Annotated in this window: 24 protein-coding genes; 7 read left to right on the forward strand and 17 right to left on the reverse strand. The window is 67.9% G+C overall.

All coding sequences use genetic code 11. From position 1 onward, the window contains the following. Positions 1–43 precede the first annotated feature (43 nt). The 5 genes from AC1Q6V_RS02915 to AC1Q6V_RS02935 all read right to left on the reverse strand — a co-directional run bounded on the left by AC1Q6V_RS02915 (position 44) and on the right by AC1Q6V_RS02935 (position 3,823). Positions 44–535 (reverse strand): aminoacyl-tRNA deacylase, encoded by a 492-nt coding sequence (locus tag AC1Q6V_RS02915; RefSeq protein ID WP_010812239.1) that lies wholly within the window; start codon positions 533–535, stop codon positions 44–46. A gap of 23 nt (positions 536–558) precedes the next feature. Next, positions 559–1,497, reverse strand: a complete 939-nt coding sequence (xerD, locus tag AC1Q6V_RS02920; protein WP_454749313.1) for a site-specific tyrosine recombinase XerD — start codon at positions 1,495–1,497, stop codon at positions 559–561. Then, on the reverse strand, positions 1,494–1,973 hold the full coding sequence (locus AC1Q6V_RS02925) for a methylated-DNA--[protein]-cysteine S-methyltransferase (protein ID WP_454749312.1): 480 nt from the start codon (positions 1,971–1,973) through the stop codon (positions 1,494–1,496). Before AC1Q6V_RS02925 ends, xerD begins: the two co-directional genes overlap by 4 nt. Before the next feature lie 106 nt (positions 1,974–2,079). Continuing rightward, positions 2,080–3,048, reverse strand: a complete 969-nt coding sequence (locus tag AC1Q6V_RS02930) for a tripartite tricarboxylate transporter substrate binding protein BugE (RefSeq protein ID WP_010812242.1) — start codon at positions 3,046–3,048, stop codon at positions 2,080–2,082. 103 nt (positions 3,049–3,151) lie between these two features. Then, on the reverse strand, positions 3,152–3,823 hold the full coding sequence (locus AC1Q6V_RS02935; RefSeq protein WP_231881378.1) for a chalcone isomerase family protein: 672 nt from the start codon (positions 3,821–3,823) through the stop codon (positions 3,152–3,154). Between the two features lie 188 nt (positions 3,824–4,011). Between AC1Q6V_RS02935 and AC1Q6V_RS02940 the strand changes: the two genes are divergently transcribed. Further along, entirely contained in the window at positions 4,012–4,905 is an 894-nt protein-coding gene (locus AC1Q6V_RS02940) for an AEC family transporter (RefSeq protein ID WP_058698354.1), read from the forward strand. On the opposite strand, the gene queG is transcribed toward AC1Q6V_RS02940, so the two are convergent. Further along, positions 4,902–6,107, reverse strand: a complete 1,206-nt coding sequence (queG, locus tag AC1Q6V_RS02945; protein WP_454749311.1) for a tRNA epoxyqueuosine(34) reductase QueG — start codon at positions 6,105–6,107, stop codon at positions 4,902–4,904. The two genes, AC1Q6V_RS02940 and queG, sit on opposite strands and share 4 nt — an antisense overlap. A gap of 16 nt (positions 6,108–6,123) precedes the next feature. Here queG and tsaE point away from each other — a divergent pair, with 16 nt between their 5' ends. Together tsaE and AC1Q6V_RS02955 are read left to right on the forward strand one after the other, a co-directional pair. Then, the gene (gene tsaE, locus AC1Q6V_RS02950) at positions 6,124–6,636 is read left to right on the forward strand and encodes a tRNA (adenosine(37)-N6)-threonylcarbamoyltransferase complex ATPase subunit type 1 TsaE (protein WP_010812246.1); all 513 of its coding nucleotides are present in this window, start codon (positions 6,124–6,126) and stop codon (positions 6,634–6,636) included. Continuing rightward, positions 6,630–8,132: an N-acetylmuramoyl-L-alanine amidase gene (locus tag AC1Q6V_RS02955; protein ID WP_010812247.1), complete on the forward strand. Its 1,503-nt coding sequence runs from the start codon at positions 6,630–6,632 to the stop codon at positions 8,130–8,132. The genes tsaE and AC1Q6V_RS02955 overlap by 7 nt, the downstream gene beginning before the upstream one ends. Positions 8,133–8,188: 56 nt before the next feature. Here AC1Q6V_RS02955 and AC1Q6V_RS02960 read toward each other — a convergent pair whose 3' ends face one another. Further along, the gene (locus tag AC1Q6V_RS02960; RefSeq protein ID WP_058698352.1) at positions 8,189–9,214 is read right to left on the reverse strand and encodes a bile acid:sodium symporter family protein; all 1,026 of its coding nucleotides are present in this window, start codon (positions 9,212–9,214) and stop codon (positions 8,189–8,191) included. Positions 9,215–9,317: 103 nt separating this feature from the next. Between AC1Q6V_RS02960 and AC1Q6V_RS02965 the strand changes: the two genes are divergently transcribed. Next, on the forward strand, positions 9,318–10,235 hold the full coding sequence (locus AC1Q6V_RS02965; RefSeq protein ID WP_010812249.1) for a LysR family transcriptional regulator: 918 nt from the start codon (positions 9,318–9,320) through the stop codon (positions 10,233–10,235). Between the two features lie 15 nt (positions 10,236–10,250). On the opposite strand, the gene AC1Q6V_RS02970 is transcribed toward AC1Q6V_RS02965, so the two are convergent. Continuing rightward, positions 10,251–11,030, reverse strand: coding sequence for a class I SAM-dependent methyltransferase (locus AC1Q6V_RS02970; protein ID WP_011614597.1), 780 nt, complete (start codon positions 11,028–11,030; stop codon positions 10,251–10,253). 155 nt (positions 11,031–11,185) lie between these two features. Here AC1Q6V_RS02970 and AC1Q6V_RS02975 point away from each other — a divergent pair, with 155 nt between their 5' ends. Next, entirely contained in the window at positions 11,186–11,998 is an 813-nt protein-coding gene (locus AC1Q6V_RS02975) for an MmyB family transcriptional regulator (protein WP_010812251.1), read from the forward strand. Between the two features lie 18 nt (positions 11,999–12,016). Here the strand turns inward: AC1Q6V_RS02975 and AC1Q6V_RS02980 are convergent, their stop codons facing one another. The 7 genes from AC1Q6V_RS02980 to AC1Q6V_RS03010 all read right to left on the reverse strand — a co-directional run bounded on the left by AC1Q6V_RS02980 (position 12,017) and on the right by AC1Q6V_RS03010 (position 17,373). Further along, positions 12,017–12,775, reverse strand: a complete 759-nt coding sequence (locus tag AC1Q6V_RS02980) for a 3-hydroxyacyl-CoA dehydrogenase (protein WP_011614598.1) — start codon at positions 12,773–12,775, stop codon at positions 12,017–12,019. 216 nt (positions 12,776–12,991) lie between these two features. Continuing rightward, entirely contained in the window at positions 12,992–13,657 is a 666-nt protein-coding gene (gene adk, locus AC1Q6V_RS02985) for an adenylate kinase (RefSeq protein ID WP_010812253.1), read from the reverse strand. 382 nt (positions 13,658–14,039) lie between these two features. Beyond that, positions 14,040–14,849: a 3-deoxy-manno-octulosonate cytidylyltransferase gene (gene kdsB, locus AC1Q6V_RS02990; RefSeq protein WP_010812254.1), complete on the reverse strand. Its 810-nt coding sequence runs from the start codon at positions 14,847–14,849 to the stop codon at positions 14,040–14,042. 9 nt (positions 14,850–14,858) lie between these two features. Next, entirely contained in the window at positions 14,859–15,065 is a 207-nt protein-coding gene (locus AC1Q6V_RS02995) for a Trm112 family protein (RefSeq protein WP_439668562.1), read from the reverse strand. Beyond that, positions 15,046–16,149 (reverse strand): tetraacyldisaccharide 4'-kinase, encoded by a 1,104-nt coding sequence (lpxK, locus tag AC1Q6V_RS03000; RefSeq protein ID WP_454749310.1) that lies wholly within the window; start codon positions 16,147–16,149, stop codon positions 15,046–15,048. The genes AC1Q6V_RS02995 and lpxK overlap by 20 nt, the downstream gene beginning before the upstream one ends. Positions 16,150–16,299: 150 nt before the next feature. Further along, positions 16,300–16,731: an ExbD/TolR family protein gene (locus AC1Q6V_RS03005; RefSeq protein ID WP_011614599.1), complete on the reverse strand. Its 432-nt coding sequence runs from the start codon at positions 16,729–16,731 to the stop codon at positions 16,300–16,302. A gap of 21 nt (positions 16,732–16,752) precedes the next feature. Beyond that, a complete protein-coding gene (locus tag AC1Q6V_RS03010) occupies positions 16,753–17,373 on the reverse strand; it encodes a MotA/TolQ/ExbB proton channel family protein (RefSeq protein WP_010812258.1) in 621 nt (206 codons plus the stop codon). Between the two features lie 1,072 nt (positions 17,374–18,445). On the opposite strand from AC1Q6V_RS03010, the gene xseA reads away from it, so the two are divergent. Together xseA and sodB are read left to right on the forward strand one after the other, a co-directional pair. Next, positions 18,446–19,831 (forward strand): exodeoxyribonuclease VII large subunit, encoded by a 1,386-nt coding sequence (gene xseA / locus AC1Q6V_RS03015; RefSeq protein ID WP_439668563.1) that lies wholly within the window; start codon positions 18,446–18,448, stop codon positions 19,829–19,831. A 211-nt stretch (positions 19,832–20,042) separates the two neighbouring features. Further along, positions 20,043–20,624, forward strand: coding sequence for a superoxide dismutase [Fe] (gene sodB, locus AC1Q6V_RS03020; RefSeq protein ID WP_010812260.1), 582 nt, complete (start codon positions 20,043–20,045; stop codon positions 20,622–20,624). Between the two features lie 186 nt (positions 20,625–20,810). Here the strand turns inward: sodB and AC1Q6V_RS03025 are convergent, their stop codons facing one another. Beyond that, positions 20,811–23,912: an efflux RND transporter permease subunit gene (locus AC1Q6V_RS03025; RefSeq protein ID WP_454749309.1), complete on the reverse strand. Its 3,102-nt coding sequence runs from the start codon at positions 23,910–23,912 to the stop codon at positions 20,811–20,813. After that, positions 23,909–25,096, reverse strand: coding sequence for an efflux RND transporter periplasmic adaptor subunit (locus AC1Q6V_RS03030; RefSeq protein ID WP_081645155.1), 1,188 nt, complete (start codon positions 25,094–25,096; stop codon positions 23,909–23,911). The genes AC1Q6V_RS03025 and AC1Q6V_RS03030 overlap by 4 nt, the downstream gene beginning before the upstream one ends. Positions 25,097–25,124 lie beyond the last annotated feature (28 nt).

A 25,124-nucleotide genomic window follows, 5' to 3' on the forward strand; every position in this document is an offset into this window, starting at 1 on the left:
CCCGGATTGGCATCGAGGCTGCCCTCGGTTTGCGCGGGGGCACTCAGTCAGGCAGTGCGCATTGCACCGGCTGGGCGTCCACCAGCATGGGCAGCAGCTTCGGGTCCACGCTGACCAGGTAGCCGCGGCGCCCGCCGTTGATATAGATGCGCGCCAGCTCCAGCACGGTCGATTCGACGTAGACCGGCATGCGCTTGCGCGTGCCGAAGGGCGAGGTGCCGCCCACCATGTAGCCGCTGTGGCGCTGCGCCACCTCGGGCTTGCACGGCTGCACGCTCTTGCGGCCGGCCTGGCGCGCCAGGTTCTTGGTCGAGACCGAGCAGTCGCCGTGCATCAGCACCACCAGCGGCTGCGCGCGCTCGTCTTCCATGATCAGGGTCTTGATCACGTCGTGCTCGGGAACGCCCAGCTGGCGCGCCGATTCGCCGGTGCCGCCGTGCTCGACATAGTCATACGGATGCTCGCCGAAGGCGACGCCATGCTTGCGCAGGTACTGCGTCGCGGGGGTTTCTGATACGTGCCTGGTCTTGCTCATGACAGTGGTCGCCGCCCGCTTGCTCAGCCGCGCGGATGGTGCTGCTGGTGCAGCTCGCGCAGGCGTTCGCGGGCGACGTGCGTATAGATCTGGGTGGTGGAAATATCGGCGTGGCCCAGCAGCAGCTGCACCACGCGCAGGTCGGCGCCGTGGTTGAGCAGGTGCGTGGCAAAGGCGTGCCGCAGCGTGTGCGGCGACAGCGGCGCGTGCACGCCGGCATCGCGCGCATGGCGCTTGATCAGGTGCCAGAACGCCTGCCGCGTCATGCCTTCGCCGCGCTGCGTGACAAAGAGCGCGTCGCAGGCGCGCCCGGCCAGCAGCGCGGGGCGCGCACTGGCCAGGTAGCGGCGCAGCCAGTCGCCGGCCTGCTGGCCGAACGGCACCAGCCGCTCCTTGTCGCCCTTGCCGCCGACCACGCGCGCCACGCCTTCGTTCAGGCCGATCTCGATGGTCTTCATCTGCGTGAGCTCCGACACGCGCAGCCCGCTGGCGTACATCAGTTCCAGCATGGTGCGGTCGCGCAGCCCCAGCGGCGTGTCGATGTCGGGCGCTTCGAGCAGCGCGTCGACCTGGGACTCGGTCAGGGTCTTGGGGTAGCGCGGCGGCTGCTTGGCGGGGCGCAGCAGCAGGCAGGGGTCGGCTTCGACCAGGTGTTCGCGCAGCGCCCACTGGTAGAAGCGGCGGAACACCGCCAGGCGACGGTTGGCCGACGAGGCGCGGCTCTGCGTGTGGCGTGCGTTGAAGTAGGCCGACAGCGCGCCGTCGTCCGCGCCCGGCAACTCGCCGCGGTGCTCATGCTGCAACCAGCGCGCCAGCAGCGTCAGGTCGCGCCGGTAGGCATCGATGGTATTGCGCGAGAGGCCGTCTTCCAGCCACAGCGCGTCGCAGAAGCGGCTGACCAGTGCCACGTCGGCGTCGCTGGGCGCGGCGGCGATGTCAGGTGCCTGGGCGGCGCCGCTCATATCAGCATGGCGCCCTCATGGCGCAGCAGCCAGCGTTTGACGTCGAGGTAGAAGCCGTCTTCGGCATGGTGCGAGAACCCGCCGATGCCGCGCGCCGAGACTACGCGATGGCAGGGGATCACGATCGGGAACGGGTTCTGCCCGCAGGCCTGGCCCACCGCGCGCGGCATCGCGCCGATGGTCTCGGCGATGGTGCCATAAGTGGTCACCGCGCCGCGCGGCACCGCGCTGATGGCCTGCCACACGCGCTGCTGGAAGTCGCTGCCGGCCGGGGCCAGCGGCAGGTCGAAGGCGGCGTCGGGGTTGGCGTAGTAGGCCTCCAGTTGCGCCGCGAGCTGTTGCGTCAGCGCGTCCGCCGGGGCGCGCGCCTCGACGTGCCCGGGAAGGTACACGATGGCCCGGATGCGCGCGCCGTCCGTGCGCACCCCGATCTTGCCGAAGGGGGCGGGGAGGATGGCGTCATAGGTGGCGGGCATGGCGGTCAGGCTGGGGCGAATGCTGGATTTTAGTGCTTTTTGGCGCGGGCAAGAAAAAAGGGCCGCCTCGCGGCGGCCCTTTGCGGGTGGCGTCACACCGGCCGGATCATTGCTCCAGCTTGATGTTCTGCACCTTCACAAGATTCTTCATCTTGTCGAATTCCTTCTTGATCTCGGCCGCATGCTGCGCCGGCGTGTTGCCCGACGGCTCGGCGCCGGCGGTGCGCAGGCGCTGCTGGAAGTCCTTGTCCTGCAGGGCCTTGACGGCGGCCTCGTTGAGCTTCTTGATGACGTCGTCAGGCGTGCCGGCCGGCGCCACCAGGCCGTACCAGGCCGGGTCGTTCGGCTCCTTCAGGCCCATTTCGCCGAAGGTCGGCACGTTGGGCATGGATTCCAGGCGCTTGTTCCAGGCCACCACGATCGGGCGCAGCTTGCCGGCCTTGATGTAGGGGATCGAAGAGGGCAGGTTGTCCACCATGATCGGCACCTGGCCGGCCAGCACGTCGTTCAGCGCCGGGCCCGCGCCGCGGTACGGGATATGGACCATGAAGGTCTTGGTCGAGACCTTGAACTGCTCGCCCAGCATGTGGCCGAAGCCGCAGGTGCCCGACGAGGCGTACGAATACTTGCCCGGGTTGGCCTTCAGCACGGCCAGGAACTCCTTGTAGTCCTTGGCCGGGAAGCTCGGGTTCACGGCGATCACGTTGGCCACGTTGGCCAGGTTGGTGATGGGCTTGAAGTCCTTGATCGGGTCGTACGACAGCTTGGGGTTGCAGGCCGGGTTCACGGCCATGGTCGAGACCGTGGAGATGCCGATGGTGTAGCCGTCCGGCGCGGCCTTGGCGATCGCGTCGGCACCGATCGAACCGCCCCCGCCGGCGCGGTTCTCCACCACCACGGGCTGGCCCAGGATGCGGCTCATCTGGTCCGCGGCGCCGCGGCCGACGATGTCGGTGGTGCCGCCGGGTGCGAACGGAATGATCAGTCGGATCGGCTTGGTGGGGTAGCTCTGGGCCTGCGCCGCGGTGGCGGCGGCGGCCAGGGCCAGGGTCAGTGCGAGTTTGCCAGCTTGCATGAGATCATGTCTCCCGTCAGGAAATCCGGGCAGGGTGCCGCCCGGAAGAAAAGAAGCCGTCGCCGTGCCACAGGTGGGGCCGTGCGCCGGCAGCGTAATTGTGTCAGCCGCCCAGCAGCCCGCGCTTGACCTCGGCGTCGACCGGGCGCTCGCCCAGGAAGACCCGCAGCACGGCCTGGTAGAAGTCTTCGCCGGGGATCGGCCGGCCGCGAGGCGTGCCGTTGATGGCGATGACGGTCCCCGTCTGCGGGGAAAAATCCAGGTTGATCACGTCGCCCTTGTGCGCGGTGCCGACCTCGCCCAGGGTGCGCTCGAACTGTACCAGCCGCGTGGCCAGCCCCTGCATCTGCTGCTCGCTGTGGTTGTTGCGGATACCCTGGCGGATGGCGCGCACGACGTCCGGCGGTTCGGTCTCGCGCAGCATGCGCAACTGTAGCCGCTTTGCGCCGGGCGTGCCCAGCACCAGGGCCGCGTTGCGGGCTTTCTCCTGCAGGTACAGGGCGGCCACGTAGCCCTTGGCCAGGAAGCCCGCGCGCAGGGCGGTGCCGTTGAGCTGCAGTTCCTTGCCGCCCACGCGCGCCGCATCGTCAAAACGTATCCCTTCGATTTCCACCGAGCGTGCCGGCACCGGTACGGCGCCCGCGGCCGTGGCGGCGCACAGCGCCACCAGCACGGCGGCCAGGCGCAGGCAGCGGCCCGGGTGCAGACCAGGGCGGAAGGGGGCTCGGAGGTGGGTGTCCGGGCGCGACGGCGCGGACCGGGTGCGGGACAACATGGCGGCAGGCGTACAACTTGGCATGCCATGCTGGCCTAAATCTGGAAAAATACCTATCCGTATCTGCCCTAGTCCGCACATTACGGTTTTTTGCCGTTATCTACCCCCCCGCCACCGCCGCCGCAATCCCGCGCGACGGCCCGCAGGGCAGCTGCCGCGTCATGCCACCGCCACCAAAACAACGATAAATGTCTTCTGCTCTCCTGCTGGTCCCGGACTTCAGCCTGATCCTCATCGGCTGGCTGCTGGTGCGGTATACCCCGTTCGACCGTGCCTTCTGGGGCGGGGTGGAGCGCCTGGTCTACTTCGTGCTGTTCCCGGCGCTGCTGCTGCAGTCGACCAATACCGCGGTGCTGGATTTCTCGTCGACCTCGGCCATGCTGGGGCTGGCGCTGCTGGTGATGGCCACCGGCATGGCCGGCGGCTACGCCGTCAAATGGGTGTTGCGGCCGGATGCGCTGAGCTTTGCCTCGGGCCTGCAGACCGCGTTCCGCTTCAATTCCTATATCGGGCTGGCGCTGGCCTCGCGCCTGGGTGGCTCCGAGGGGCTGGCGCTGATGGCGGTGATCGTCGGCTGCACGGTGCCGCTGTGCAACGTGGCGGCGGTGTGGGCGCTGGCGCGGCACGGCCGGACCGCGCTGTGGAAAGAGCTGGCGCGCAACCCGCTGATCCTGGCCACTGCCGGCGGCCTGCTCACCAACCTGATGGGGCTGCATGCGCCCGAGGTGCTGGGCATGACGCTGAACCGGCTGGGCTCGGCCTCGACCGCGCTGGGGCTGATGACGGTGGGCGCCGGGCTGCAGATGAGCGGTGCCACCGGCACCGCGGGGCCGGTGGCCTGGTGGACCGGGGTCAAGCTGCTGGCGATGCCGTGCGTGGCCTGGCTGGTGGGGCGGCACCTGCCGCTGACCGCGCTGCAGTACCAGATCGTGGTGCTGTATGCCTCGCTGCCCACGGCCTCCAGCGCGTATATCCTGGCGGTGCGCATGGGCGGCAACGGGCCGATGGTGGCGGCGACGATTTCGCTGATGACGGTGGCGGCGATCGTGACCACGCCGCTGTGGCTGGCGCTGGTCAGCTAGTCCGACGGCGGGCCGCCCTGGGCCAGGGCCCAGTCGATATGCTCGCGCACCAGCGGCGTGGCGCTCTCGCGCCGCTCCAGCAGTGCTGCGCGGATGCGCGCGGCCAGGGCCGCGTCTTCGGCGCGCGTGCCCGACAGCGCCGCGCGCAGGCTGTTGCCCAGCCCCACAGCCAGGTTGCGCAGCCAGCGCTCATGGCCGATGCGGCGGATCGGGCTGCCTTCGAGCCGCTGGTTGAATTCCGCTTCGGTCCACTGGAACAGCGCCACCATGTCGGGCGCGTCGAGCCCGTTGCGCACGTCGAAGTCCGGCACCATGGCCACATGCGCGAACTTGTTCCACGGGCAGGCCAGCTGGCAGTCGTCGCAGCCGTAGACGCGGTTGCCCATGGGCGCGCGGAACTCCACCGGAATCGGGCCCTTGTGCTCGATGGTCAGGTAGGAGATGCAGCGGCGCGCGTCCAGCCGGTACGGCGCCACGATGGCGCGCGTGGGGCAGATGTCCAGGCAGCGGTGGCAGTTGCCGCAGTGGCCGGACTCGGGGGCGTCGGCCGGCAGCGGGATGTCGACCAGGATCTCGCCCAGGAAGAACATCGAGCCGCCGTCGCGGTCCAGCAGCAGCGTATGCTTGCCGCGCCAGCCGAGCCCGCCCTGGCTGGCCAGCGCCACTTCCATGACGGGTGCGGAATCGGTAAAGACACGGTAGCCGAATTTTCCGATTTCGGCCTCGATCCGGCTGGCCAGCTGCTGCAAACGGCTGCGCAGCACCTTGTGATAATCGCGGCCGCGCGCATACAGCGACACCACCGCCGTGGCCGGATCGTCCAGCCGCGCCAGCTCGTGCCGGCGCCAGTCGGTGGCGCCGGCCTGCGCGCCGGCAGCCGGAAGGTACGGCATCCGCGCCACGATCGCGCGCACGGTGCCGGGCACCAGTTCGGCCGGCCGGGCGCGCCGCAGGCCGTGGTTCGCCATATAATCCATGTCGCCGTGGTAGCCCTGCGCCAGCCACGCCATCAGCCCCGGCTCGGCATGACTGAGGTCGACATCGGCGATGCGCACCGAGGCAAAGCCCAGTTCCGCGCCCCATGCGCGGATCGACGCGGCCAGTGCCGCAAGTTCCCCGGGGCCCGCGGCCAGGTGGGCGGCGGTGCCGGGAACGGGGGTAGGTGGCGCATCTGCCTGCCCTGGGGCGACTCGGTCGATCATCCCTGAATTGTACGCAATGCCCTTGCTCGAAGAACGCACCCTGACGCTGCCCGACGAAGCCGCCACCGCGCGCCTGGGCGCCGCGCTGGCCGCCGCCGTGCAGGCCATGCCGCCGCGCACGGTGCATGTGCAGCTGTCCGGCGACCTGGGCGCCGGCAAGACCACGCTGACGCGCACGATCCTGCGCGCGCTCGGCCATGCGGGCAAGGTCCGCAGCCCCACCTACACGCTGTGCGAGCCCTACGAGGTGGCCCGCGCCGACGGCTCGCCGCTGACTGTCTACCACTTCGACCTGTACCGCTTTGCCGATCCCGAAGAGTGGATCGACGCGGGTTTTCGCGACTGCTTCGCCGAACCGGCTTTCAATCTGGTCGAGTGGCCGGAAAAGGCCGGCCGCCTGCTCGGGGAACCGGATCTCCATATGTTGCTCCAATCGGACATGGCCGGGGCGGATGATGCCGGCGAGCGGCGGATCGCGACGATGCGCGCCTATACTCACACTGGACTTACCCTGCTGAACGCATGCTGATCAAGCGACTTGCCACCGACCGCCCCGATGGACCCGACGGCCTGCTGCAGGCGCGCCGCAAATGGATGGCGCAGGCACTGAAGCTGGGCGCGGGCACGGCCGTGCTGACCCTGGCCGGCCCGCAGATCGCGTTTGGCGCCGGCATCGTCGCGGTGCGCGTGTGGCCGGCCGAGGACTACACCCGCGTCACCATCGAATCCGATTCCCCGCTGGCCGCCGTGCACCAGATGATCCGCGACCCCGACCGGCTGGTGGTGGACATCGACGGCCTGGACCTGTCGCCCACGCTGCGCGAGCTGGTGGCCAAGATCACCCCGAACGACCCCTATATCCAGACCGTGCGCGTCGGCCAGAACCGCCCGCGCGTGGTCCGCATGGTGTTCGACCTGAAGGAAAACGTGGCGCCGCAGGTGTTCACGCTGGCGCCGATCGGCAGCTACCGCAACCGCCTGGTGTTCGACCTGTACCCGGTCAATCCGCCCGATCCGCTGTGGAAGCTGGTGCGCGACACCGAGGAAAAGCAGCGCCGCTTCGCCACCTCGGACCCGGCGCCGGGCAACGATGGCATCGCCGGCGCGCCGGCCGGTGCCGAGGAAGACGCGATTGGCGCGCTGGTGCGCCGCTTCGACGAGAAGGGCGAGGTGCCGCCCACCACCGCGCCGCTGCCGCCGCCGGTGGCCTCGGCCCGGCCCAGGCCGTCGGCACCGCCGGTGCCGAGCCCCAATGCCCCGGTGGTGCCGCCGGTCGCACGCGACAATCCCACCGCCGAACGGCCCTTCAAGATGCGCCGCCTGCTGACCGTGGCGATCGATCCCGGCCATGGCGGCGAAGACCCGGGCGCGATCGGCGCCGCCGGCTCGCGCGAGAAAGACGTGGTGCTGCAGATCGCGCACCGCCTGCGCGCCAAGATCGATGCCCAGCCCAATATGCGCGCGATGATGACGCGCGACGCCGACTTCTTCGTGCCGCTGAACGTGCGCGTGCAGAAGGCGCGCCGGGTGCAGGCCGACCTGTTCGTATCGATCCACGCCGATGCCTTCCTGTCGCCCGAGGCACGCGGCGCGTCAGTGTTCGCGCTGTCCGAGCGCGGCGCCTCCAGTACCGCGGCTCGCTGGCTAGCCAACAAGGAAAACGCTTCCGACCTGATCGGCGGCGCCAACATGGGCAACAAGGATGCGCAGGTGGCGCGCGTGCTGCTGGACCTGTCCACCACCGCGCAGATCAATGACAGCCTGCAGGTCGGCAAGGCCGTGCTGGGCGAGATCGGCGGCATCAACAAGCTGCACAAGGGCAGCGTCGAGCAGGCCGGGTTTGCGGTGCTGAAGGCGCCGGATATCCCGTCGATCCTGATCGAGACGGCCTTTATCAGCAATCCGGAAGAAGAGCGCAAGCTCAACGATAACGCGCACCAGGAGCAGCTGGCCAATGCCATCCTGAAGGGGATCCGGTCGTACTTCGCGCGCAATCCGCCGCTGTCGAAGAATCCGTCAGTGTGAGTCTGGCGGGCACAAAAAAACCGGGGCATGCCCCGGTTTTTTCATGGCTGCGTGCCTCAGGCGCGCGCCGCGGCCTGGTCCTCCTGCAAGGCATCGCGGTCGGCATAGCGCGACGCGATCACCGAGCACACGATCAGCTGCAGCTGGTGATAGACCATCAGCGGCAGCACCAGCAGGCCCAGCGCCGGATGGCCGGCAAACAGGATCTTGGCCATCGGGATGCCGTTGGCCAGGCTCTTCTTGGAGCCGCAGAACACCGCCGTGATCTCGTCCTCGACAGAGAAGCCAAGGCGGCGCGCGGTCAGCGTGGTAAAGCCCAGCACCACGAACAGCAGCACCGCGGCGATCAGCATCACTGCGCCGATGGTCTGCCACTGGTACTGGTGCCACAGGCCCTGGGCGGTGGCATCGCAGAATGAGGAATAGACGATCAGCACGATCACGCCGCGGTCGATCTTGTTGGTGATGTGCTTCTTTTTCGCCAGCCAGCTGCCGATCAGCGGACGCAGCAGCTGCCCCAGCGCGAACGGCAGCAGCAGTTGCAGTGCCACGCCGGTGAGCGCCTTGCCCAGCGGCATCGAGGCGCCGCTGGCGCTGATCACCAGCCCCATCAGCAGCGGCGTGACCAGCATGCCGATCAGGCCCGAGATGGTGGCGTTGAAGATCGCTCCGGACACATTGCCGCGCGCCATCGAGGTCATGGCCACCGACGACGATACCGTCGACGGCAGCGCGCACAGGAAGAACACGCCCAGCAGCAGGTCCGGCGGCAGCGTATTGCGCAGCGACAGCATCAGCAGCACGCCCACCACCGGGAACACCACGTAGGTGAAGGTCTGCACGAACACATGCAGGCGCCAGTGCTTGGCACCCGACACCAGCTTATCGCGCGAGAGCGCCGCGCCGTGCAGGAAGAACACCAGCGCCACGCCCAGGCTGGTCACCACGCCCAGGTGCAGCGGGCCGTCGCCGGCGCCGATTTCAGGGGCGGCCAGCGCAATGGCGATGGCCGTCAACATGACGAGAACGAAGCCGTCGATCAGGTCATAAAGTTTCTTGAGCTTGCGGACAATGCGAGACATGACTGCGGGTGGATCCTGCGATGTTAGGGTTTTGCCTAGTATTGGACGCCAGCCAAGTCTAGAATGCAAATTCATTTATAGAATCTATTTATCCGGCCGTTGCATGAATTACACACTGCGCCAGTTGCGCGTCTTCCTGGCCGTGGCCAATACCGGCGGCTTCAGCCGGGCCGCCGATGTGGTCGGCCTGACCCAGCCTGCGGTCAGCCGCGGCGTGGCTGAGCTGGAAGAGGCACTTGGCGTGCGCCTGCTGGACCGCACCACGCGCGAGGTGGTGCTGACCGAGGCCGGCCACGCGCTGGCGCCAGCGCTGGAGCGGCTGCTCGGGCAGCTCGACGACACGCTGGAAGAGACGCGCCAGCTTGGCGAACGCTATCGCGGTCGCGTAGTGATAGCTGGTGCGCCGACGATCTCGGCCCGGCTGATGCCGCTGTACGTGGCCGCCTGCGCCGCCCAGTACCCCGAGATCCGCCTGACCGTGCGTGACAACGTGCAGGCCGACGGCCTGGAGCAGGTGCGCGCCGGCGCCGTGGACTTTGGCGTGCTGATCGATCCGCTGGTGCGCGACGGGCTGGTGGTGGAGCCGGTGGCGACCGACCCGTTCTGCTTTGTCTGCCGGCGCGACCATCCGCTGGCGCAGTCGCCTTCGGTGCCATGGGCGGCGCTGCATGGGATGCAACTGGTGCTGCTGGACTTTGCCTCCGGCAGCCGGCCGCTGATCGACCGCGTGTTCGGCCGGCATGGCGTGGTGCCGCTGGTGGTGCAGGAGCTGGGCCACTCGGCGAGCGTGTTCGGCATGGTCGAGGCCGGCATCGGCGCATCGGTGCTGCCGTCGTTCTCGCTGCCGCTGCCGGCGGCGTCGCCGCTGGTGTGGCGCCCGCTGGTGCCGTGCGAGGAGCGCAGCATCGTCATGGTCCGGCGCGAGGACCGTTCACTGTCGCCGGCCGCGGCGGCGGTGTGGGACCTGGTGCGCCGCCTGACCGTGCGCGCCGAGGCGCCCGCAATGAGCGCCGCGGCCTGACCCGGTCACACTCTGTCAACGCGCGGTGACCATCACCGCTTCCAGTTCAAAGCTGCCGTCGGCCTGTACGCGATAGTGCGCGCGCACTTCCGCAGGCGCCATCTGCCACAGGTGGCGGATGGCCTCCACGGCCACCGGCGCGGTGCGCATGCGCCTGACCCAGCTGTCGAACTCGATGCCGATGCGCCAGATGTCCGATACGGCGATGCCATCGGCGCCAAAGCCTGCCGCCTCGAACATCGACTGCCACCCCGCCGGCGTGTAATCGCGCACGTGCGAGGGATCGCGCAGCAGTTCCACCGATTGCAGCCAGGTATCGCGCAGCGGATCCGGCGCACCGGCAATATCGATCAGCACCACTTTGCCGCCGGGCTTGAGCACCCGCCGGATCTCGGCCAGTGCCGACGGGACGTCGCGCCAGTGGTGCGCGCTCATGCGCGAGACCACCGCGCAGAAGCTGGCATCGTCGAACGGCAGCTGCTCGGCAGCGCCCTGGCGCGTGCGGATATTGGCCAGCCCGCGCTCGCGCGCCGCGGCCTCGACCACGGCCAGCATGTCCGCCGACAGATCGTAAGCCGTCACTTCGCCCGCAATCGCTGCCGCGGCGAAGCTGGCATGGCCCGCGCCGCAGCCCAGGTCCAGCACGCGGCTGCGCGGGCGGTTGGCTGCGGGGATCAGCGCGGCCAGTTCGTCTTTCAGTTGCTGCAGGTCCGCGCCGCTGGCGTGGACGGCGCTGGTGAGGTAGGCGCTGGCGGTGGCGCCGAACTGGGCGGCGACGAGTTCCTGCTGTTGCATGGTGCTGGGCTCCTTGGGCCACGCCCAGATCGGCGGGCGGCCTTCTTTGTTGGGGGAGGGGACTTGCCCGCGAGGCGGGTTCGGCATACTGTAGGCGGGCAGTTTTCCCGGTACAAGTTACCGATTTATCCTGGTATAAGCGACACCAGCCTGTCATGCCCTTGTCTGCCGATCCCGCTGTTGTCCCGTCTGCATCGCCATCGTCGCGCGAATCCGTGCTGGGCGCTTTCCTGCGTGCGCACCGTGAACGGCTGGCGCCGGCCGATGTCGGGCTCGCACCGGGCCGGCGCCGCCGCACCCCCGGCCTGCGCCGCGAGGAAGTCGCGCAACTGGCGGGCTTGAGCGCGACCTGGGTGACGTGGCTGGAGCAGGGGCGGCCGGTATCGCTGTCGGCACGCGCGCTGGCCAGCCTGGCTGCCGCGCTGCGGCTGTCGCGCGCCGAGCGCGCCTACCTGTTCGAACTGGCGGGCCGCCGCGACCCGCAGCAGGCCGCGGACGAAACCGTGCCGCCGGTGGTGCTGGCCAGCGTGCATGCCATCGGCGGGCCGGCCTACCTGCTCGACCGGCAATGGACCGCGCTGGCCTGGAACGACGCCGCCGCGGACCTGTTTATCGGCTGGCTCGATGCCGCCAGCGCCGAGCGCAACCTGCTGCGCGCGATGTTCGTGTCGCCGGGGCTGATGGCGCTGGTGGAAGACTGGCCGCACCGCGCGGCACGGCTGGTGGCGGAATTCCGCGCGCACAGCATCCGCCATGCGGACGAGGCGCCGACGCGTACGTTGATCGAGGGGCTGATGGCTGAGAGCGCGGCCTTCCGCGATGCCTGGTTGTCGCAGGACGTGGAAGACCGCGAGGGCGGCCGCCGCGGCTTTCACCATCCGCAGCAGGGCGCGCTGCAGTTCGAGCAGCTGACGCTGGTGCCGGCGGCGGCGCCCGGTTTGATGCTGGTAATGCTGCTGCCCGGCTGAGCGGGCAGCGCCGGGGCTTTACTTGGGCTGCATCCGGATCGCGCCGTCCAGGCGGATTACTTCGCCATTGAGCATGGTGTTCTCGATGATCGAGCGGGCCAGCTTGGCGTATTCAGCCGGGCGGCCCAGGCGCGGCGGGAACGGCACCATCCTGCCGAGCGCGTCCTGCACTTCCTGCGGCATGCCCAGCAGCATCGGCGTTTCGAAGATGCCGGGGGCGATGGTCATGCAGCGCACGCCGTCGCGCGACAGGTCGCGCGCGATCGCCAGCGTCATCGCCACCACGCCGCCCTTGGATGCGGCATAGGCGGCCTGTCCGATCTGGCCGTCAAAGGCCGCCACCGAGGCAGTATTGATAATCACGCCGCGCTCGCCTTCGCTGTCGGGGGTGTTTTGCACCATGGCCGCGGCGGCCAGGCGGATCATGTTGAAGGTGCCGACCAGGTTGATGCGGATGGTCTTGTCGAAGGCTTCCAGCGGATGCGGGCCGTTCTTGCCGACGGTCTTGTTGGCGGTGGCGATGCCGGCGCAGTTGACGATGCCGGAGAGCCGGCCCAGTGCCTGGGCGGCCGCTACCACGGCCTGGCCGTCGGCTTCGGAGGTGACGTCACAGCGGACGAACTGGCCGCCCAGTTCAGTTGCCAGTGCCTGGCCGGCGGACTCGTTCAGGTCGGCGATCACGACCCTGGCGCCGGCTTCGGCCAGCATGCGGGCGGTGCCTGCACCCAGGCCCGAGGCGCCGCCGGTGACGATGAATACGTTGCCTTGGATTTGCATTTGGGCTTGTCTCCTTGGATTGGGTATTTGTTGCCGTTTACGTAAACGTCAATTCGTTGGCGGTATTTTACGGGGTGGTGGGGGATGTGCAAGGGGTGGGTTTGCTAGGCGCCAAGCCAGAAACCATCCCTGCCAGGCGCGACCCCATTCAATCGCCAAAACAAAAGCGGCCCAAAGGCCGCTTTCATGACGCATAAAACTGAGCAGTCGAAACGATTACTTCAACGCCTCAAACACCCGCGCAGTAATCTCATCGACATTACCCACCCCCAGGATCTTCCGATACTGAGGCGGCGCCACCTTGGCCGAGGCATCTCCCTTGGCAGCCCACTCCGAGTAGTAATCCACCAGCGGACGCGTCTGCTGCGAATAGACATCAAGACGCTTCTTGACCGTCTCTTCCTTGTCATCGTCACGCTGGATCAGCGCCTCGCCGGTCTCGTCGTCCACGCCCTCGGTCTTGGGCGGGTTGTACTTGACGTGGTAGGTGCGGCCCGAGGCCACGTGCACGCGGCGGCCGCTCATGCGCTCGATGATGGCGTCGAACGGCACGTCGATTTCCAGCACGTAGTCGATTGCCACGCCCGCTTCCTTCATCGCCTCGGCCTGCGGAATGGTGCGCGGGAAGCCGTCGAACAGGTAGCCGTTCTTGCAGTCGTCTTCCTTGAGGCGGTCTTTCACCAGGCCGATGATGATGTCGTCCGACACCAGTCCGCCCGCGTCCATGACCTTCTTGGCTTCTACGCCCAGCGGGGTGCCGGCCTTTACCGCGGCGCGCAGCATGTCGCCCGTGGAGATTTGCGGAATGCCGAACTTCTCGCAGATGAACTTGGCTTGCGTGCCTTTGCCGGCGCCGGGCGCGCCCAACAGGATCAAACGCATTTACGGGTCCTCAGAGTTTTTAATCTGTATGGCGGGAGATCAGAAGGAGGGTAACGCCGTAACTTGACGCAGGACTTACTGCGGTCCTGATGCGTTCTGACTGCGTTCAGCGCGGGCACTGCTCAGGCGTACCCACGCATACGGCCGGCGGCGGCTGCCAGGGGGATGGCGGCGCGGCACACCGGACGGGCTCTATCTTTATCTCCCCACCGAGCCTTGGCCGGCGGCACGCTTGCGCATGCCGGCCGGGCGGCTCTGTATCGGCAAGCATTATGCCATGAGGCGGCGCCAAATCGGCCCGAAATCCGCCCCCTGGTTCAGGTTGCAGCTGTATGAACCTGAGCGGGCAGGCGCCCGCGCGGGTCACTTTCCGGCGGTTTGGTCAGGGCCCTTCCTGGGCCATCGACTGCGCCCACAGCGCGCGCACCCGTTCCAGGTCGGCCGGGGTGTCGACCCCGGGGGCCGGCGCGGCGCTGGTCTGCAGCACCGCAATGCGCTCGCCATGCCACATGGCGCGCAGTTGCTCCAGCGCCTCGGTCTGCTCCAGCGGCGCCGCCGCCAGCGTCGGGAAGCGGCGCAGGAAGCCCGCCCGATAGGCGTACAGCCCGATATGGCGCAGCACCGGCATGCCGGGCAGCGGCACTTGTGCCAGCGCCGCGGGCACGGCCGGCACGCCCGACCAGGCATCGCGCGCCCACGGGATCGGTGCGCGCGAGAAGTACAGTGCGCGGCCGGCGGCGTCGCATACCACCTTGACCACATTGGGATTGAAGACTTCGGCGATGTCCTGCAGCGGATGCGCCGCGGTGGCGATGGCGCAGTCGGCGTGGTGCGCCAGGTGCAGCGCCACCTCGTCGATCAGCGACGGTTCGATCAGCGGCTCGTCGCCCTGCACATTGACCACGATGGCGTCGTCGGCCAGCCCCAGCTGGGCGGCCACTTCAGACAGGCGGTCGGTGCCGGAAGGGTGGTCGGCGCGGGTCAGCACGGCTTCGATGCCGTGCGCGGCGCAGGCCTGCGCCACCGCGGGCGCATCGGTGGCGACCACGGTGCGCTGCGCCGACGACGCATGCGCGCGTTCGGCCACGCGCACGATCATCGGACGCCCGCCGATATCGGCCAGGGGCTTGTCAGGCAGGCGCGTCGAAGCGAGCCGCGCGGGAATGACAACAGTGAACGCCGGGACGGTCATGGCGCGCACTCAGTTGCCGGAGGCAGGGGCGTCCGGGTTGACCGCGCGGCCCGGCACCGACTGGCGGGCCTCGTCGGCCAGCATCACGGGGATGCCGTCGCGGATCGGGTACGCCAGCTTGTCGGCGTGGCAGATCAGCTCCTGCGCGGCGCGGTCGTATTCCAGCTTGCCCTTGCACAGCGGGCAGACCAGGATTTCAAGCAGCCGGTTGTCCATCTCGGTGTTCCTCGTTGCGCCCTGCGGCGCCGGGCGTGGTTGCCGGCGCGGTCGGCGCGGGTTTGATTTGCGCCAGCACGGCGCGGCGGATTTTTTCGATCAGGCCGGCATCGATCACGGACCTGGTGGGGACGACCCAGATGCGGGGGTCGTCGAAGCGCTCGCATTTTACGGCATCCTTCTCGGTGATCAGGATCACGTCGGCGTCGAGCGCGTCGGGATGGTCGACGAACGGGTCGGCGACAAAGTCATAGTGGTCCGGCAGCGGCAGCGTCTTCGGTGTCAGGCCCGCGCCGCGCAGGCTGGCGAAGAAGCGCTCGGGGTTGCCGATGCCGGCCGCGGCCAGCACGCGCCGGCCGGCAAAGGCGCTGACCGGCCGCGCCATGGTGGGGTCGGCCAGCTGCCAGGCATCGTCCAGCTCCAGCCGCATGCCGTACATGCCGGGGCGGTCGGGCGTGGCGCGGAAGTTGGGGTCGTTGATCAGGGTCGCGTCGCGCGGGCGCGAAAGCGGCTCGCGCAGCGGGCCGGCCGGCAGCAGCAGGCCGTTGCCGCCCATGCGCGAGTCGAACATCACGATCTCGAAGTCGCGCTGTAGCTTGTAGTGCTGCAGGCCATCGTCGAGCAGCAGCACATTGACGCCCGGGTGCGATACCAGCATGGTCTGCGCGCACAGCGCGCGGTCGGGGAAGACCCAGACCGGCACGTCGGTGGCGCGCGCAATCAGGAGCGGCTCATCGCCTACGTCGGATGCCTTTGATGTCGGCTTCACGCGGCGCGGGTGCTTGAGTTCCACGCCGTAGCCGCGCGACACCACGCCGGGGCGCAGTCCCGCCTCGGTCAGCGCTTGTGCCAGCGCGATCACCGCCGGCGTTTTGCCGGTGCCGCCCACGGTCACGTTGCCGACCACCACCACCGGCATCGGCAGCCGCGTCGACTTGAACCAGCCGCGCTGGTAGCCATGGCGGCGCACCCGCGCGATCAGCCCGAACAGCAGCGAGAACGGCAGCATCGCCCACGCGAACCAGCCGCGGCGTTGCCACTGGGCGGTCACGAAGTCGGCAAGGGCATGTCGGGGAACGGGCATGGGCGCGGCGGGCGGTGGAGTCGGTGGTTGGGATGGGATTGTAGTGCGCCCGCGGCTTCGCTCCCTGGGGGCGCAGGCGGCTCAACCATTATGGGCATTGCACAGCGCATGCGGCAAGCCCGCCGGCCGCATGCGCCACGGCGCCCGGGGTCAGCGCGGCTGCGCGCTCTGCGTGGCGAAGGTCAGGCGCGACAGCCCGGCCAGCCGCGCGGCCTCCATCACGTTGATCACGGCCTGGTGGCTGGCCTGCGCGTCGGCATTGACGATCACCACCGGCGGCTGGCCACCGGAGTTGGTGCCCGAGGCGGCGCGCAACTGGTCGGCCAGGCTGGTGACGTCCTTCTGCTCCATCACCTGCCTGTTGACGGAGTAGACCCCGCGCGATGACACCGACACCACGATCTCCTGCGGCCGCTGCTGGGCGCGCTCGGCGTCGGCGGTGGGCAGCTGGATCTGCAGCTCGGTAAAGCGCGAGTAGGTGGTCGTGATCATCAGGAAGATCAGGATCACGAGCAGCACGTCGATCAGCGGGATCAGGTTGATCTCCGGCTCTTCGCGCCGCTGGCGGGAACGGAAGTGCATGGCGTTCGTTCCGTTCGGCGATCAGGCGCGGCGCTGCGGCAGGATCGCGTCGAGGAACGACGTGGCGCGGAATTCCAGCTCGGCCACGTAGTCATCCACGCGCCGGCGGAAGTAGCGCCAGAAGATCAGCGCCGGGATTGCCACGATCAGGCCGAAGGCGGTGTTGTACAGCGCCACCGAGATGCCGTGCGCCAGCTGTTCAGGGCTGGCGCCGGTGCCGCCCTGGCTGCCGAAGATCTCGATCATGCCGATCACCGTGCCCAGCAGGCCCATCAGCGGCGCCACCGAGGCGATCGTGCCGAGCGCGTTCAGGTAGCGCTCGAGCTCATGCGCGACCACGCGGCCGGCTTCCTCCACCACGTCCTTGGCGGCATCGCGCGAGGTGTGCGGCTGCAGCACCACGTGGCGCAGCCCGGCGGCCAGCACCCGGCCCAGCGGCGAGTTCTGCTCAAGCGTGTTGACCACTTCCGGCGTGGCGCGGCGCTGCTGCGCGGCCGCCAGCGCCTCTTCATAGAGCCTGGCGGGCAGGACCCTGCTGCGCTTGAGGGTAAGAAAACGTTCGACGATCAGCGCCAGCGCGATGACCGAGGCGAGCAACAGCGGCCAGATCGGCCAGCCGGCCGCTTGAATGATGGAAAACAATTGGACCCCCGGGATCGACAACCGAATAACAAAACCCCAAACCACCTGGACGGCATGCCTTGATGCGCGTCTGGCCGCTGGCGGCGCGCGCTCCGGCATTGCTCTGAAAAATCAGGCGCCACTCTAACCTGCGCCCTGTCGCACGGCAAGACGGCACCCGGCGCTGTCTCGGCCACGCATCGCTCGTGCCGGTCCATTTCCACAGCAAAGCGGGACAGTGTTGTGGATCGATTGTGGAAAGCCGCCTGACAAGCGTGCTAACACATTGATCCATAAGGGCAAAGATGTTCCTGCCTAAATTTTGTGCAAATGCCCGCCGCAAGCCCTGCGGCGCATGGTGCACGCAGCCAGGCACCGCTCTCCACAACCTGAGGAGGCGCGTCGGTGTGCTGGCGCACCTTGCGGTGCGGCTTTCCACACAGCGCCGGGACAGGATTGTGGAGCGCTTGTGGAAAGCTGCCTGAGAGGTCATCTAAGTCGTTGATTTATAAGGTGGCACCATGGATTGCTTAAAAAACGGGCAAACGGGTGTATCAGTGCAGCGCGCGGTCGATGTGGCGGCAGGCAGGACAAAAACCGGATTTTTCCACATTCCGCAGGGAGAGCACTGTGGACGGCCTGTGGACAAATCCGGGAGAAGCCGGTTAACCCATTGATTTTTATAGCCTCACAGGGTCCTGCTCAGAAATTGTGCAAATGCAGCATGGACGCTGCGCCGCGGACGGCCGGCAACGCTGCGATACGCCACGCGCCGCGTTGGTCGCTTTCCATGGGACCGCAAGCGGGGTTGGGGCCACTTGTGCTGGAAAAGTGTGGTTTACGGCCCGTTTTATCCAGAGAAGCTGTGGATAACTTTGTGAACAAGCCTGCCGGGCACTTTGTAAGTGATTGATGCAAAAGAGAATTGGTTATATTGCCTAATTTTTGTTTTACGCGTAAAGCTCATAAGAATCAAAGGGTTGCACGAACCCATGCGCCTTTCGGGGGAGGCCGCCGGCATCAGCGCTACCCCCTTGACATAGAGGTTATGCTGTGGACATGTCCCATTCACGCCGCTTGCCACCAGTGCGCCATGCCAGACTTGCCGAATTTTTCGCGTGACCCTTCCTCCACCGCGCCGCGCAGCGGCCGCGATGTCATCCCTGTCGGTGAGCTGAACCACACAATCGCCAGGCTGCTTGAACGCAGTTTTCCGCTGGCCTGGGTGCGCGGCGAGATTTCCAATTTCACGCGCGCCGCCAGCGGGCACTGGTATTTCTCGCTCAAGGATGCACGCGCGCAGATCCGCTGCGTGATGTTCCGCGGGCGCAACCAGCATGTCGACTTCCAGCCGCGCGAGGGCGAAGCGGTGGAGGTGCGCGCCGTGGTCACCATGTATGAGGCGCGCGGCGAGGTGCAGTTGGGCGTGGAGGCAATGCGCCGGGCCGGGCTGGGCAACCTGTACGAAGCCTTCCTGCGCCTGAAGGAAAAGCTGGCGCAGGCGGGGCTGTTCGCGCCGGAGCGCAAGCGCCCGGTGCCGGCGCATCCTCGCACCATCGGAGTGGTCACCTCGCTGCAGGCGGCGGCGCTGCGCGATGTGCTGACCACCTTGCGCCGGCGCGCGCCGCATGTGCCGGTGCTGGTCTATCCGGTACCGGTGCAGGGCGCGGGCGCGGCGCAGAAGATCGCCGACATGCTCGATGCGGCCAGCGCGCGGTGCGAGTGCGACGTGCTGATCCTGTGCCGCGGCGGGGGCAGCATCGAAGACCTGTGGTCGTTCAACGAAGAGGTGGTGGCGCAGGCGATTGCGCGCTGCGCGCTGCCGGTCATCTCCGGAGTGGGCCACGAAACCGACTTCACCATCGCCGACTTTGTCGCCGATGTGCGTGCGCCCACGCCGACCGGCGCGGCCGAGCTGGTCAGCCCGGATCGCGCGCACCTGCTGGCACAGGCGATGCGTGCGCGCGACGCGCTCACGCAGTGCATGCGGCGCGGGCTGGACCTGCGCGCGCAGCACCTGGACTGGCTGGCGCGGCGAGTGCGCAGCCCGCAGGCGCAGCTGCAGGAGCGGCGCGCGCGCGTCGACAATCTGGCGCGACACTTGCGCTCGGCATTGCGCGACACGGTGGTGTCGCAGCGCCACCGCCAGCAATTGCTGGCGATGCGCTGGAGCGCGTGCCGTCCCGATGCCAGCGCCGCCCATGCCGACGTGGCCCGCCTGTGGCAACGCCTGCAGGCCGCCGCCGTGCGCCAGCACGAGCGCGCCGGCCAGCGCCTGGCGCGCAGCGCCGGCGCGCTTGAGTTGCTGGCGCCGCAGCGTACGCTGGAACGCGGCTATGCGGTGCTGCTGGACCAGCGCGGACGCGCGCTGCGCTCGCCCGCCGAGATCCGCGCGGGCAGCGTGGTCGAAGCGCACCTGGCCAAGGGCGTGGCCGACCTGGCGATTGCCGGCGTGCAGGCCAAGCTGCCGGATTTCTGAGCGCCTGCGCGGCCCGGGAACGCCTCCCATTCGCGATGCCGCGGCGGGCGCGAAACGCTCAGGCAAGCCGGGCGGAAATCCCCCCGGAAACCCCTGCCAGGACAAACTAACATCGGAGCAGGGGGCTTTGTCCCGCGGTTTGCGCGGGTATTGCAAGTCCCCTACAATCGCCAATTCCGGACCCACAACCCCAACCCACAGAGACAGAACAATGGAACACAAGCTCCCCCCGCTGCCGTACGCGCATGATGCCCTGGCTCCGCATATCTCCAAGGAGACGCTGGAGTTCCATCATGACAAGCACCACCAGACCTACGTCACCAACCTGAACAACCTCATCAAGGGCACCGAGTTCGAGAACTCGACCCTGGAAGAGATCGTCAAGAAGTCGTCGGGCGGTATCTTCAACAACGCTGCCCAGGTGTGGAACCACACCTTCTACTGGGATTCGATGAAGCCCAACGGCGGCGGCCAGCCGACCGGCGCGCTGGCTGATGCCATCAACGCCAAGTGGGGCTCGTTCGACAAGTTCAAGGAAGAGTTCACCAAGACCGCCGTGGGCACCTTCGGTTCGGGCTGGGCCTGGCTGGTCAAGAAGGCCGACGGCTCGCTGGACCTGGTCTCGACCTCCAACGCCGCCACCCCGCTGACCACCGACGCCAAGGCGCTGCTGACCTGCGACGTGTGGGAACACGCCTACTACATCGACTACCGCAATGCCCGCCCGAAGTACGTCGAGGCATTCTGGAATGTCGTGAACTGGGACTTCGCCGGCAAGAATTTCGCTGGCTGATCCGCTGTAGCGTGACAATTTAGTTTGGAAAGCGGCGCAATAGTTTGGAAAAACCAAGCTGGCTGTCGCGCTAAAGTCGAGAAAGTGCAATCAGAGCAGGGCCCTCCATAAGCAGAGGGCCTTGTTTTTTTGGGGTATCCGAATTTCGCAAGTGATGCCCCATCGCATGCTTGCAATGCAAGCCGCTTACGCCACCTCCGCCACCTCGCCCACGGGGGCCTCCTGCACCGCCACCTGCGCCGGCGGCCGGATCTGGAACCAGATCGCATACATCGCCGGCAGGAACACCAGCGTCAACAGCGTGCCGGCGAGCGTCCCCCCGATCAGCGTATAGGCCAGCGTGCCCCAGAACACCGAGTGCGTGAGCGGGATGAAGGCGAGGATGGCCGCCACGGCCGTCAGTAGCACCGGCCGGGCCCGTTGCACGGTAGCTTCCACCACCGCGTCGTACGGCGACAGTCCCTCCTTCAGGTTGCCCTGGATTTGCCCGATCAGGATCAGCGTGTTCCGCATCAAGATGCCGGACAGCGCCACCAGCCCCACGAGCGCATTGATGCCGAACGGCTGGTGGAAGAGCAGTAGCGTCGGGACCACGCCGATCAGGCCGAGCGGACTCGTCAGGATGACCATGACCATGCCCGCCATCGACCGCACCTGAAACATGATGATCAGCAGCGTGATCGCCAGCATGATGGGGAACAGCGGCGCCAGCGCCTTGTTCGCCTTGCCCGATTCCTCGATGGAACCGGCCATCTCGATGCGGTAGCCGGAGGGCAGCTTCTGGATGACCGGCTGCAGTTGCGCCAGGATGGCCTTCGATACGTCGGGCGGCTGCTGGTTGTCGGCAATGTCGCCCCGCACGGTGATGGTCGGCGTGCGGTCGCGTCGGCGCAGGATGGGATCTTCCATGCGCACGTCCACCGTGCCGACCTGCGAGAGGGGAACGCGCCCGCCGTTGGCGCCGATCAGCGTGAAGCCGGCGATGCGCTCCGGGTCGAGGCGGATGTCGCCCGCGGCGCGCGCCACCACCTGCACCGAGCGGATGTCCTCGCGCACCTCGGTCACCGGCACGCCGGTCAGCAGAAATTCAAGCTGCTGCGCCACGTCGTGGGAGGTCAGGCCGACCGCCTGCAACCGGTCCTGCTGGAGCGTAAAGTGCAGCCCCGGCACCCGCGGGCCCCAGTCGGTGTTGACGGTGCGCATCAGCGGGCTGGCGTCCATCACGCCCTCTACCTGCTCCGCGATGGCGCGCAGCTTGTCGGGGTCGGGGCCCATGACGCGGAACGCGACCGGGAAGGGCGAGTAGGGCCCGAACACCAGTTGCGTCACGCGCACCCGCGCGCCCGGCGAAAGGCCTTCGGCGATGGCCTGGCGGAGCCGGCCCTTGAGCACGTCGCGTTCTTCCTGGTTGTCGGTGCGCACCACGATCTTGGCGAAGGACGGGTCGGGTAGTTCCGGCGACATCGCCAGGTAGAAGCGCGGAGCCCCCTGGCCGATATAGGACGTCACGATCTTCGCTTCTGGCTGTTTGTCGAGCCACGCTTCCACCTTCTCCGCCGCGGCGCTGGTCTGTTCGATGGACGTGCCATAGGGCATCTGCACCTCCACCAGCACCTCGGGACGGTCAGAGGTCGGGAAGAACTGCTTGCGCACGGCGCCCATGCCGACCACGCTCGTGGCGAACAGTCCGACGACGATTGCCGCCACGAGCCATTTCCGCCCGATGACCCGCCCCAGCAGCCCACGAAAGCGCTGGTAGTTCGGCGTGGCGTAGATGGCGCCATGGCCGCCTTCCACCTTTGTCATCTCGGGCAGCAGCTTCACGCCGAGATAGGGCGTGAAAACGACCGCGACGATCCACGACGCGATCAACGCGATCCCCACGATCCAGAACTGGTTGCCGGTGTACTCGCCTGCGGAAGACTTTGCAAAGCCGTTCGGCATGAAGCCCACGGCGGTGACGAGCGTGCCAGACAGCATCGGCGCGGCCGTATGGCTCCAGGCATAGGCCGACGCCGCGATCCGTCCATACCCTTCCTCCATCTTCACCACCATCATTTCGATGGCGATGATGGCGTCGTCCACCAGCAGTCCGAGGGCCAATATCAGGGAGCCCAGCGTGATGCGGTCGAAGCTCTTTCCGGTCGCGGCCATGACCACGAAGACGGCGGCCAGCGTCAGCGGCACGGCCGCCGCGACCACGATACCCACCCGCCAGCCCATGCTGACGAAGCTCACCACCAGCACCACGATCAGCGCGGCGAAGAACTTGACCATGAACTCCTCGACGGCCGACTTGATGTTGACGGCCTGGTCGGTGACCTTGCTCAGTTCCATGCCCAGCGGCAGCTCGGCGTTGACCTTCGCTACTTCCGCTTCGAGCGACTTGCCGAGGTCGAGGCCGTTCCAACCGTCGCGCATCACGATGCCGAGCAGCAGCGCCGGCTCGCCCTTGTTGCGCACGACGAAGGTGGCCGGGTCCTGGTAGCCGCGTTCGACGGTGGCGATGTCAGACAGCTTCAGCGTGCGGCCGTGTGCCACCACGGGGGTGTCGCGGATGCGTTGCAGCTTGTCGAACGCGCCGTCGAGCCGCACGAAGACCTGCGGCCCGTCAGTGTCGATGGAACCCGCGGGGGTGAGCACATTCTGGCTGTTGAGCGCGGCGAAGATGTCCTGCGGCGTCACGCCGAGCGTGGCCAGCCGGTCGTGCGAGAACGACAAGTAGATGCGCTCCGCCTGCTCGCCGATGATGTTGACCTTCTTCACGCCGGCCACATGCAGGAGGCGCTGGCGGATGGTCTCCGCCTCGCGTACCAGCAGCCGCTGCGGCTCGCCCCTGGCCTTCAGCGCGAAGAGGCCGAAGGTCACGTCGGAGTATTCGTCGTTGATGAGCGGGCCGATGACGCCGGCCGGCAGGGAACGCGCCTCGTCGCCGAGCTTCTTGCGGGCCTGGTAGAACTCCTCGGGGACTTCCTTTGGCGGCGTGCTGTCGAGCAGCGTGACGGTGGTGAACGCCAGTCCGGGCCGCGTGTAGGTTTCCGTGCGGTCGTAGTAGCGCAGTTCCTGCATGCGCTTTTCCAGCTTTTCAGCGACCTGGTCCTGCATTTCCTGCGCCGTCGCGCCGGGCCATGCCGTGATGAAGATCATCGACTTGACGGTGAATGGCGGGTCCTCCGCGCGGCCGAGTTGGAAGAAGGCGACGAAGCCGGCGACCGAGATGAGGATGATCAGGAAGAGGGTGACGGCACGCTCGCGCACGGCGAGTGCCGAGAGATTGAAGCCACTCATTGCTGCTCCCGCACGCCGTTGACGGGGTTGCGGCCTTTACCGTCGGTGGCGGCTTCGGCCACCTTCACCTCCGACGCCAACCTGACCTGCTGCCCTTCGTTCAGCAGGTGCGCCCCCAGCGCCACCACGCGGTCGCCGGGCTGGATCTGGCCCTCGACCCTCGCGGCATCGTCGCTGATGGCGCGCACGGTGACCGGCCGCCACGTCACGTGCGCCGGGGTGCCGGTGAGCACCCAGACGCCGGGGCCCTTGCCCGGATCGTGGAGCGCGCCGATGGGAACCTGCAGGCCGGATTGCGACGCTTCCTGTGGATCGGCCACCTGCAGCGTGACGGTGGCGCCGAGCGGCGCATCGGTCAGTGCGCCGCCAAGCACGTAGCGCGCCTCATAGGTGCGGGTCTGGCGGTCGGCGGCGTCGGAAAGCTGCCGCAGGGTCGCGGTGACTGCCATGCCGTCCTTGCCGTAGAGTGTCGCGCGGGCTGTGGAGCCTACCGGCGGGCGCAGGGTTTCGGGCAGGTGGATGATGGCCTCGCGTTGTCCGGCGCGGGCCAGCCGCGCCACCACCTGGCCGGCATTCACGACCTGCCCGGGTTCGGCGAGGGTCTCGACCACGACGCCGTCGGCATCGGCCAGTAGCACGGCGTAGTCGGACGCGTTGCGCGCCACGTCGGCCTGTGCCTCTTCCGCCCTGAGCTGCGCCCGCGCCGAATCGGCGGAGGCCTTGATCTGGTCATAGGCAGATGCCGATACCGCCCCGGCCGCCACGAGGTCGCGGTAGCGCTCCTCGTCAGCCGCCAGTTGCGTGGCGCGCGCCTTGGCGGCGGCCACGGCTTCCTGCCGCGCGCGTGCTGCCAGCTTCAGGTCGACGGGGTCGAGCCGCATTAGCGGCTGGCCGCGCTTCACGGATTGGCCAGTGTCGACCAGGCGCTCCAGCACCTTGCCCGACACGCGGAAGCCCAGGTCGCTCTGCACCCGTGCGGCGACGATGCCGGTGAAGGCGCGCCGGGCGGCTGACGCGTCCTGCACATTTTCCACCCTCACCAGTGGCGCTTGCACGCGGGGATCGGGCTGTGGCTTGCCGCTACATGCCGCAAGTGCGAGCGGTAGGAGGCACATGGCCGCGAAGGCAGGAGCACTGGTGGCGGCGTGGGTGACGGTGGATGCGGAAAATCGGCGCTGAAGCATGAGGGCCCTCCATACAGATGGCCTTCAC

This window comes from Cupriavidus sp. GW823-FHT07B10 (genome assembly GCF_058794355.1).

What these genes read in the sequence shown, in the direction of transcription:
- AC1Q6V_RS02915 (WP_010812239.1), bottom strand. Translation starts at nt 535, where the DNA reads ATGAGCAAGACCAGGCACGTATCAGAAACCCCCGCGACGCAGTACCTG.
- xerD (WP_454749313.1), bottom strand. Translation starts at nt 1,497, where the DNA reads ATGAGCGGCGCCGCCCAGGCACCTGACATCGCCGCCGCGCCCAGCGAC.
- AC1Q6V_RS02925 (WP_454749312.1), bottom strand. Translation starts at nt 1,973, where the DNA reads ATGCCCGCCACCTATGACGCCATCCTCCCCGCCCCCTTCGGCAAGATC.
- AC1Q6V_RS02930 (WP_010812242.1), bottom strand. Translation starts at nt 3,048, where the DNA reads ATGCAAGCTGGCAAACTCGCACTGACCCTGGCCCTGGCCGCCGCCGCC.
- AC1Q6V_RS02935 (WP_231881378.1), bottom strand. Translation starts at nt 3,823, where the DNA reads ATGTTGTCCCGCACCCGGTCCGCGCCGTCGCGCCCGGACACCCACCTC.
- AC1Q6V_RS02940 (WP_058698354.1), top strand. Translation starts at nt 4,012, where the DNA reads ATGTCTTCTGCTCTCCTGCTGGTCCCGGACTTCAGCCTGATCCTCATC.
- queG (WP_454749311.1), bottom strand. Translation starts at nt 6,107, where the DNA reads ATGATCGACCGAGTCGCCCCAGGGCAGGCAGATGCGCCACCTACCCCC.
- tsaE (WP_010812246.1), top strand. Translation starts at nt 6,124, where the DNA reads ATGCCCTTGCTCGAAGAACGCACCCTGACGCTGCCCGACGAAGCCGCC.
- AC1Q6V_RS02955 (WP_010812247.1), top strand. Translation starts at nt 6,630, where the DNA reads ATGCTGATCAAGCGACTTGCCACCGACCGCCCCGATGGACCCGACGGC.
- AC1Q6V_RS02960 (WP_058698352.1), bottom strand. Translation starts at nt 9,214, where the DNA reads ATGTCTCGCATTGTCCGCAAGCTCAAGAAACTTTATGACCTGATCGAC.
- AC1Q6V_RS02965 (WP_010812249.1), top strand. Translation starts at nt 9,318, where the DNA reads ATGAATTACACACTGCGCCAGTTGCGCGTCTTCCTGGCCGTGGCCAAT.
- AC1Q6V_RS02970 (WP_011614597.1), bottom strand. Translation starts at nt 11,030, where the DNA reads ATGCAACAGCAGGAACTCGTCGCCGCCCAGTTCGGCGCCACCGCCAGC.
- AC1Q6V_RS02975 (WP_010812251.1), top strand. Translation starts at nt 11,186, where the DNA reads ATGCCCTTGTCTGCCGATCCCGCTGTTGTCCCGTCTGCATCGCCATCG.
- AC1Q6V_RS02980 (WP_011614598.1), bottom strand. Translation starts at nt 12,775, where the DNA reads ATGCAAATCCAAGGCAACGTATTCATCGTCACCGGCGGCGCCTCGGGC.
- adk (WP_010812253.1), bottom strand. Translation starts at nt 13,657, where the DNA reads ATGCGTTTGATCCTGTTGGGCGCGCCCGGCGCCGGCAAAGGCACGCAA.
- kdsB (WP_010812254.1), bottom strand. Translation starts at nt 14,849, where the DNA reads ATGACCGTCCCGGCGTTCACTGTTGTCATTCCCGCGCGGCTCGCTTCG.
- AC1Q6V_RS02995 (WP_439668562.1), bottom strand. Translation starts at nt 15,065, where the DNA reads ATGGACAACCGGCTGCTTGAAATCCTGGTCTGCCCGCTGTGCAAGGGC.
- lpxK (WP_454749310.1), bottom strand. Translation starts at nt 16,149, where the DNA reads ATGCCCGTTCCCCGACATGCCCTTGCCGACTTCGTGACCGCCCAGTGG.
- AC1Q6V_RS03005 (WP_011614599.1), bottom strand. Translation starts at nt 16,731, where the DNA reads ATGCACTTCCGTTCCCGCCAGCGGCGCGAAGAGCCGGAGATCAACCTG.
- xseA (WP_439668563.1), top strand. Translation starts at nt 18,446, where the DNA reads ATGCCAGACTTGCCGAATTTTTCGCGTGACCCTTCCTCCACCGCGCCG.
- sodB (WP_010812260.1), top strand. Translation starts at nt 20,043, where the DNA reads ATGGAACACAAGCTCCCCCCGCTGCCGTACGCGCATGATGCCCTGGCT.
- AC1Q6V_RS03025 (WP_454749309.1), bottom strand. Translation starts at nt 23,912, where the DNA reads ATGAGTGGCTTCAATCTCTCGGCACTCGCCGTGCGCGAGCGTGCCGTC.
- AC1Q6V_RS03030 (WP_081645155.1), bottom strand. Translation starts at nt 25,096, where the DNA reads ATGCTTCAGCGCCGATTTTCCGCATCCACCGTCACCCACGCCGCCACC.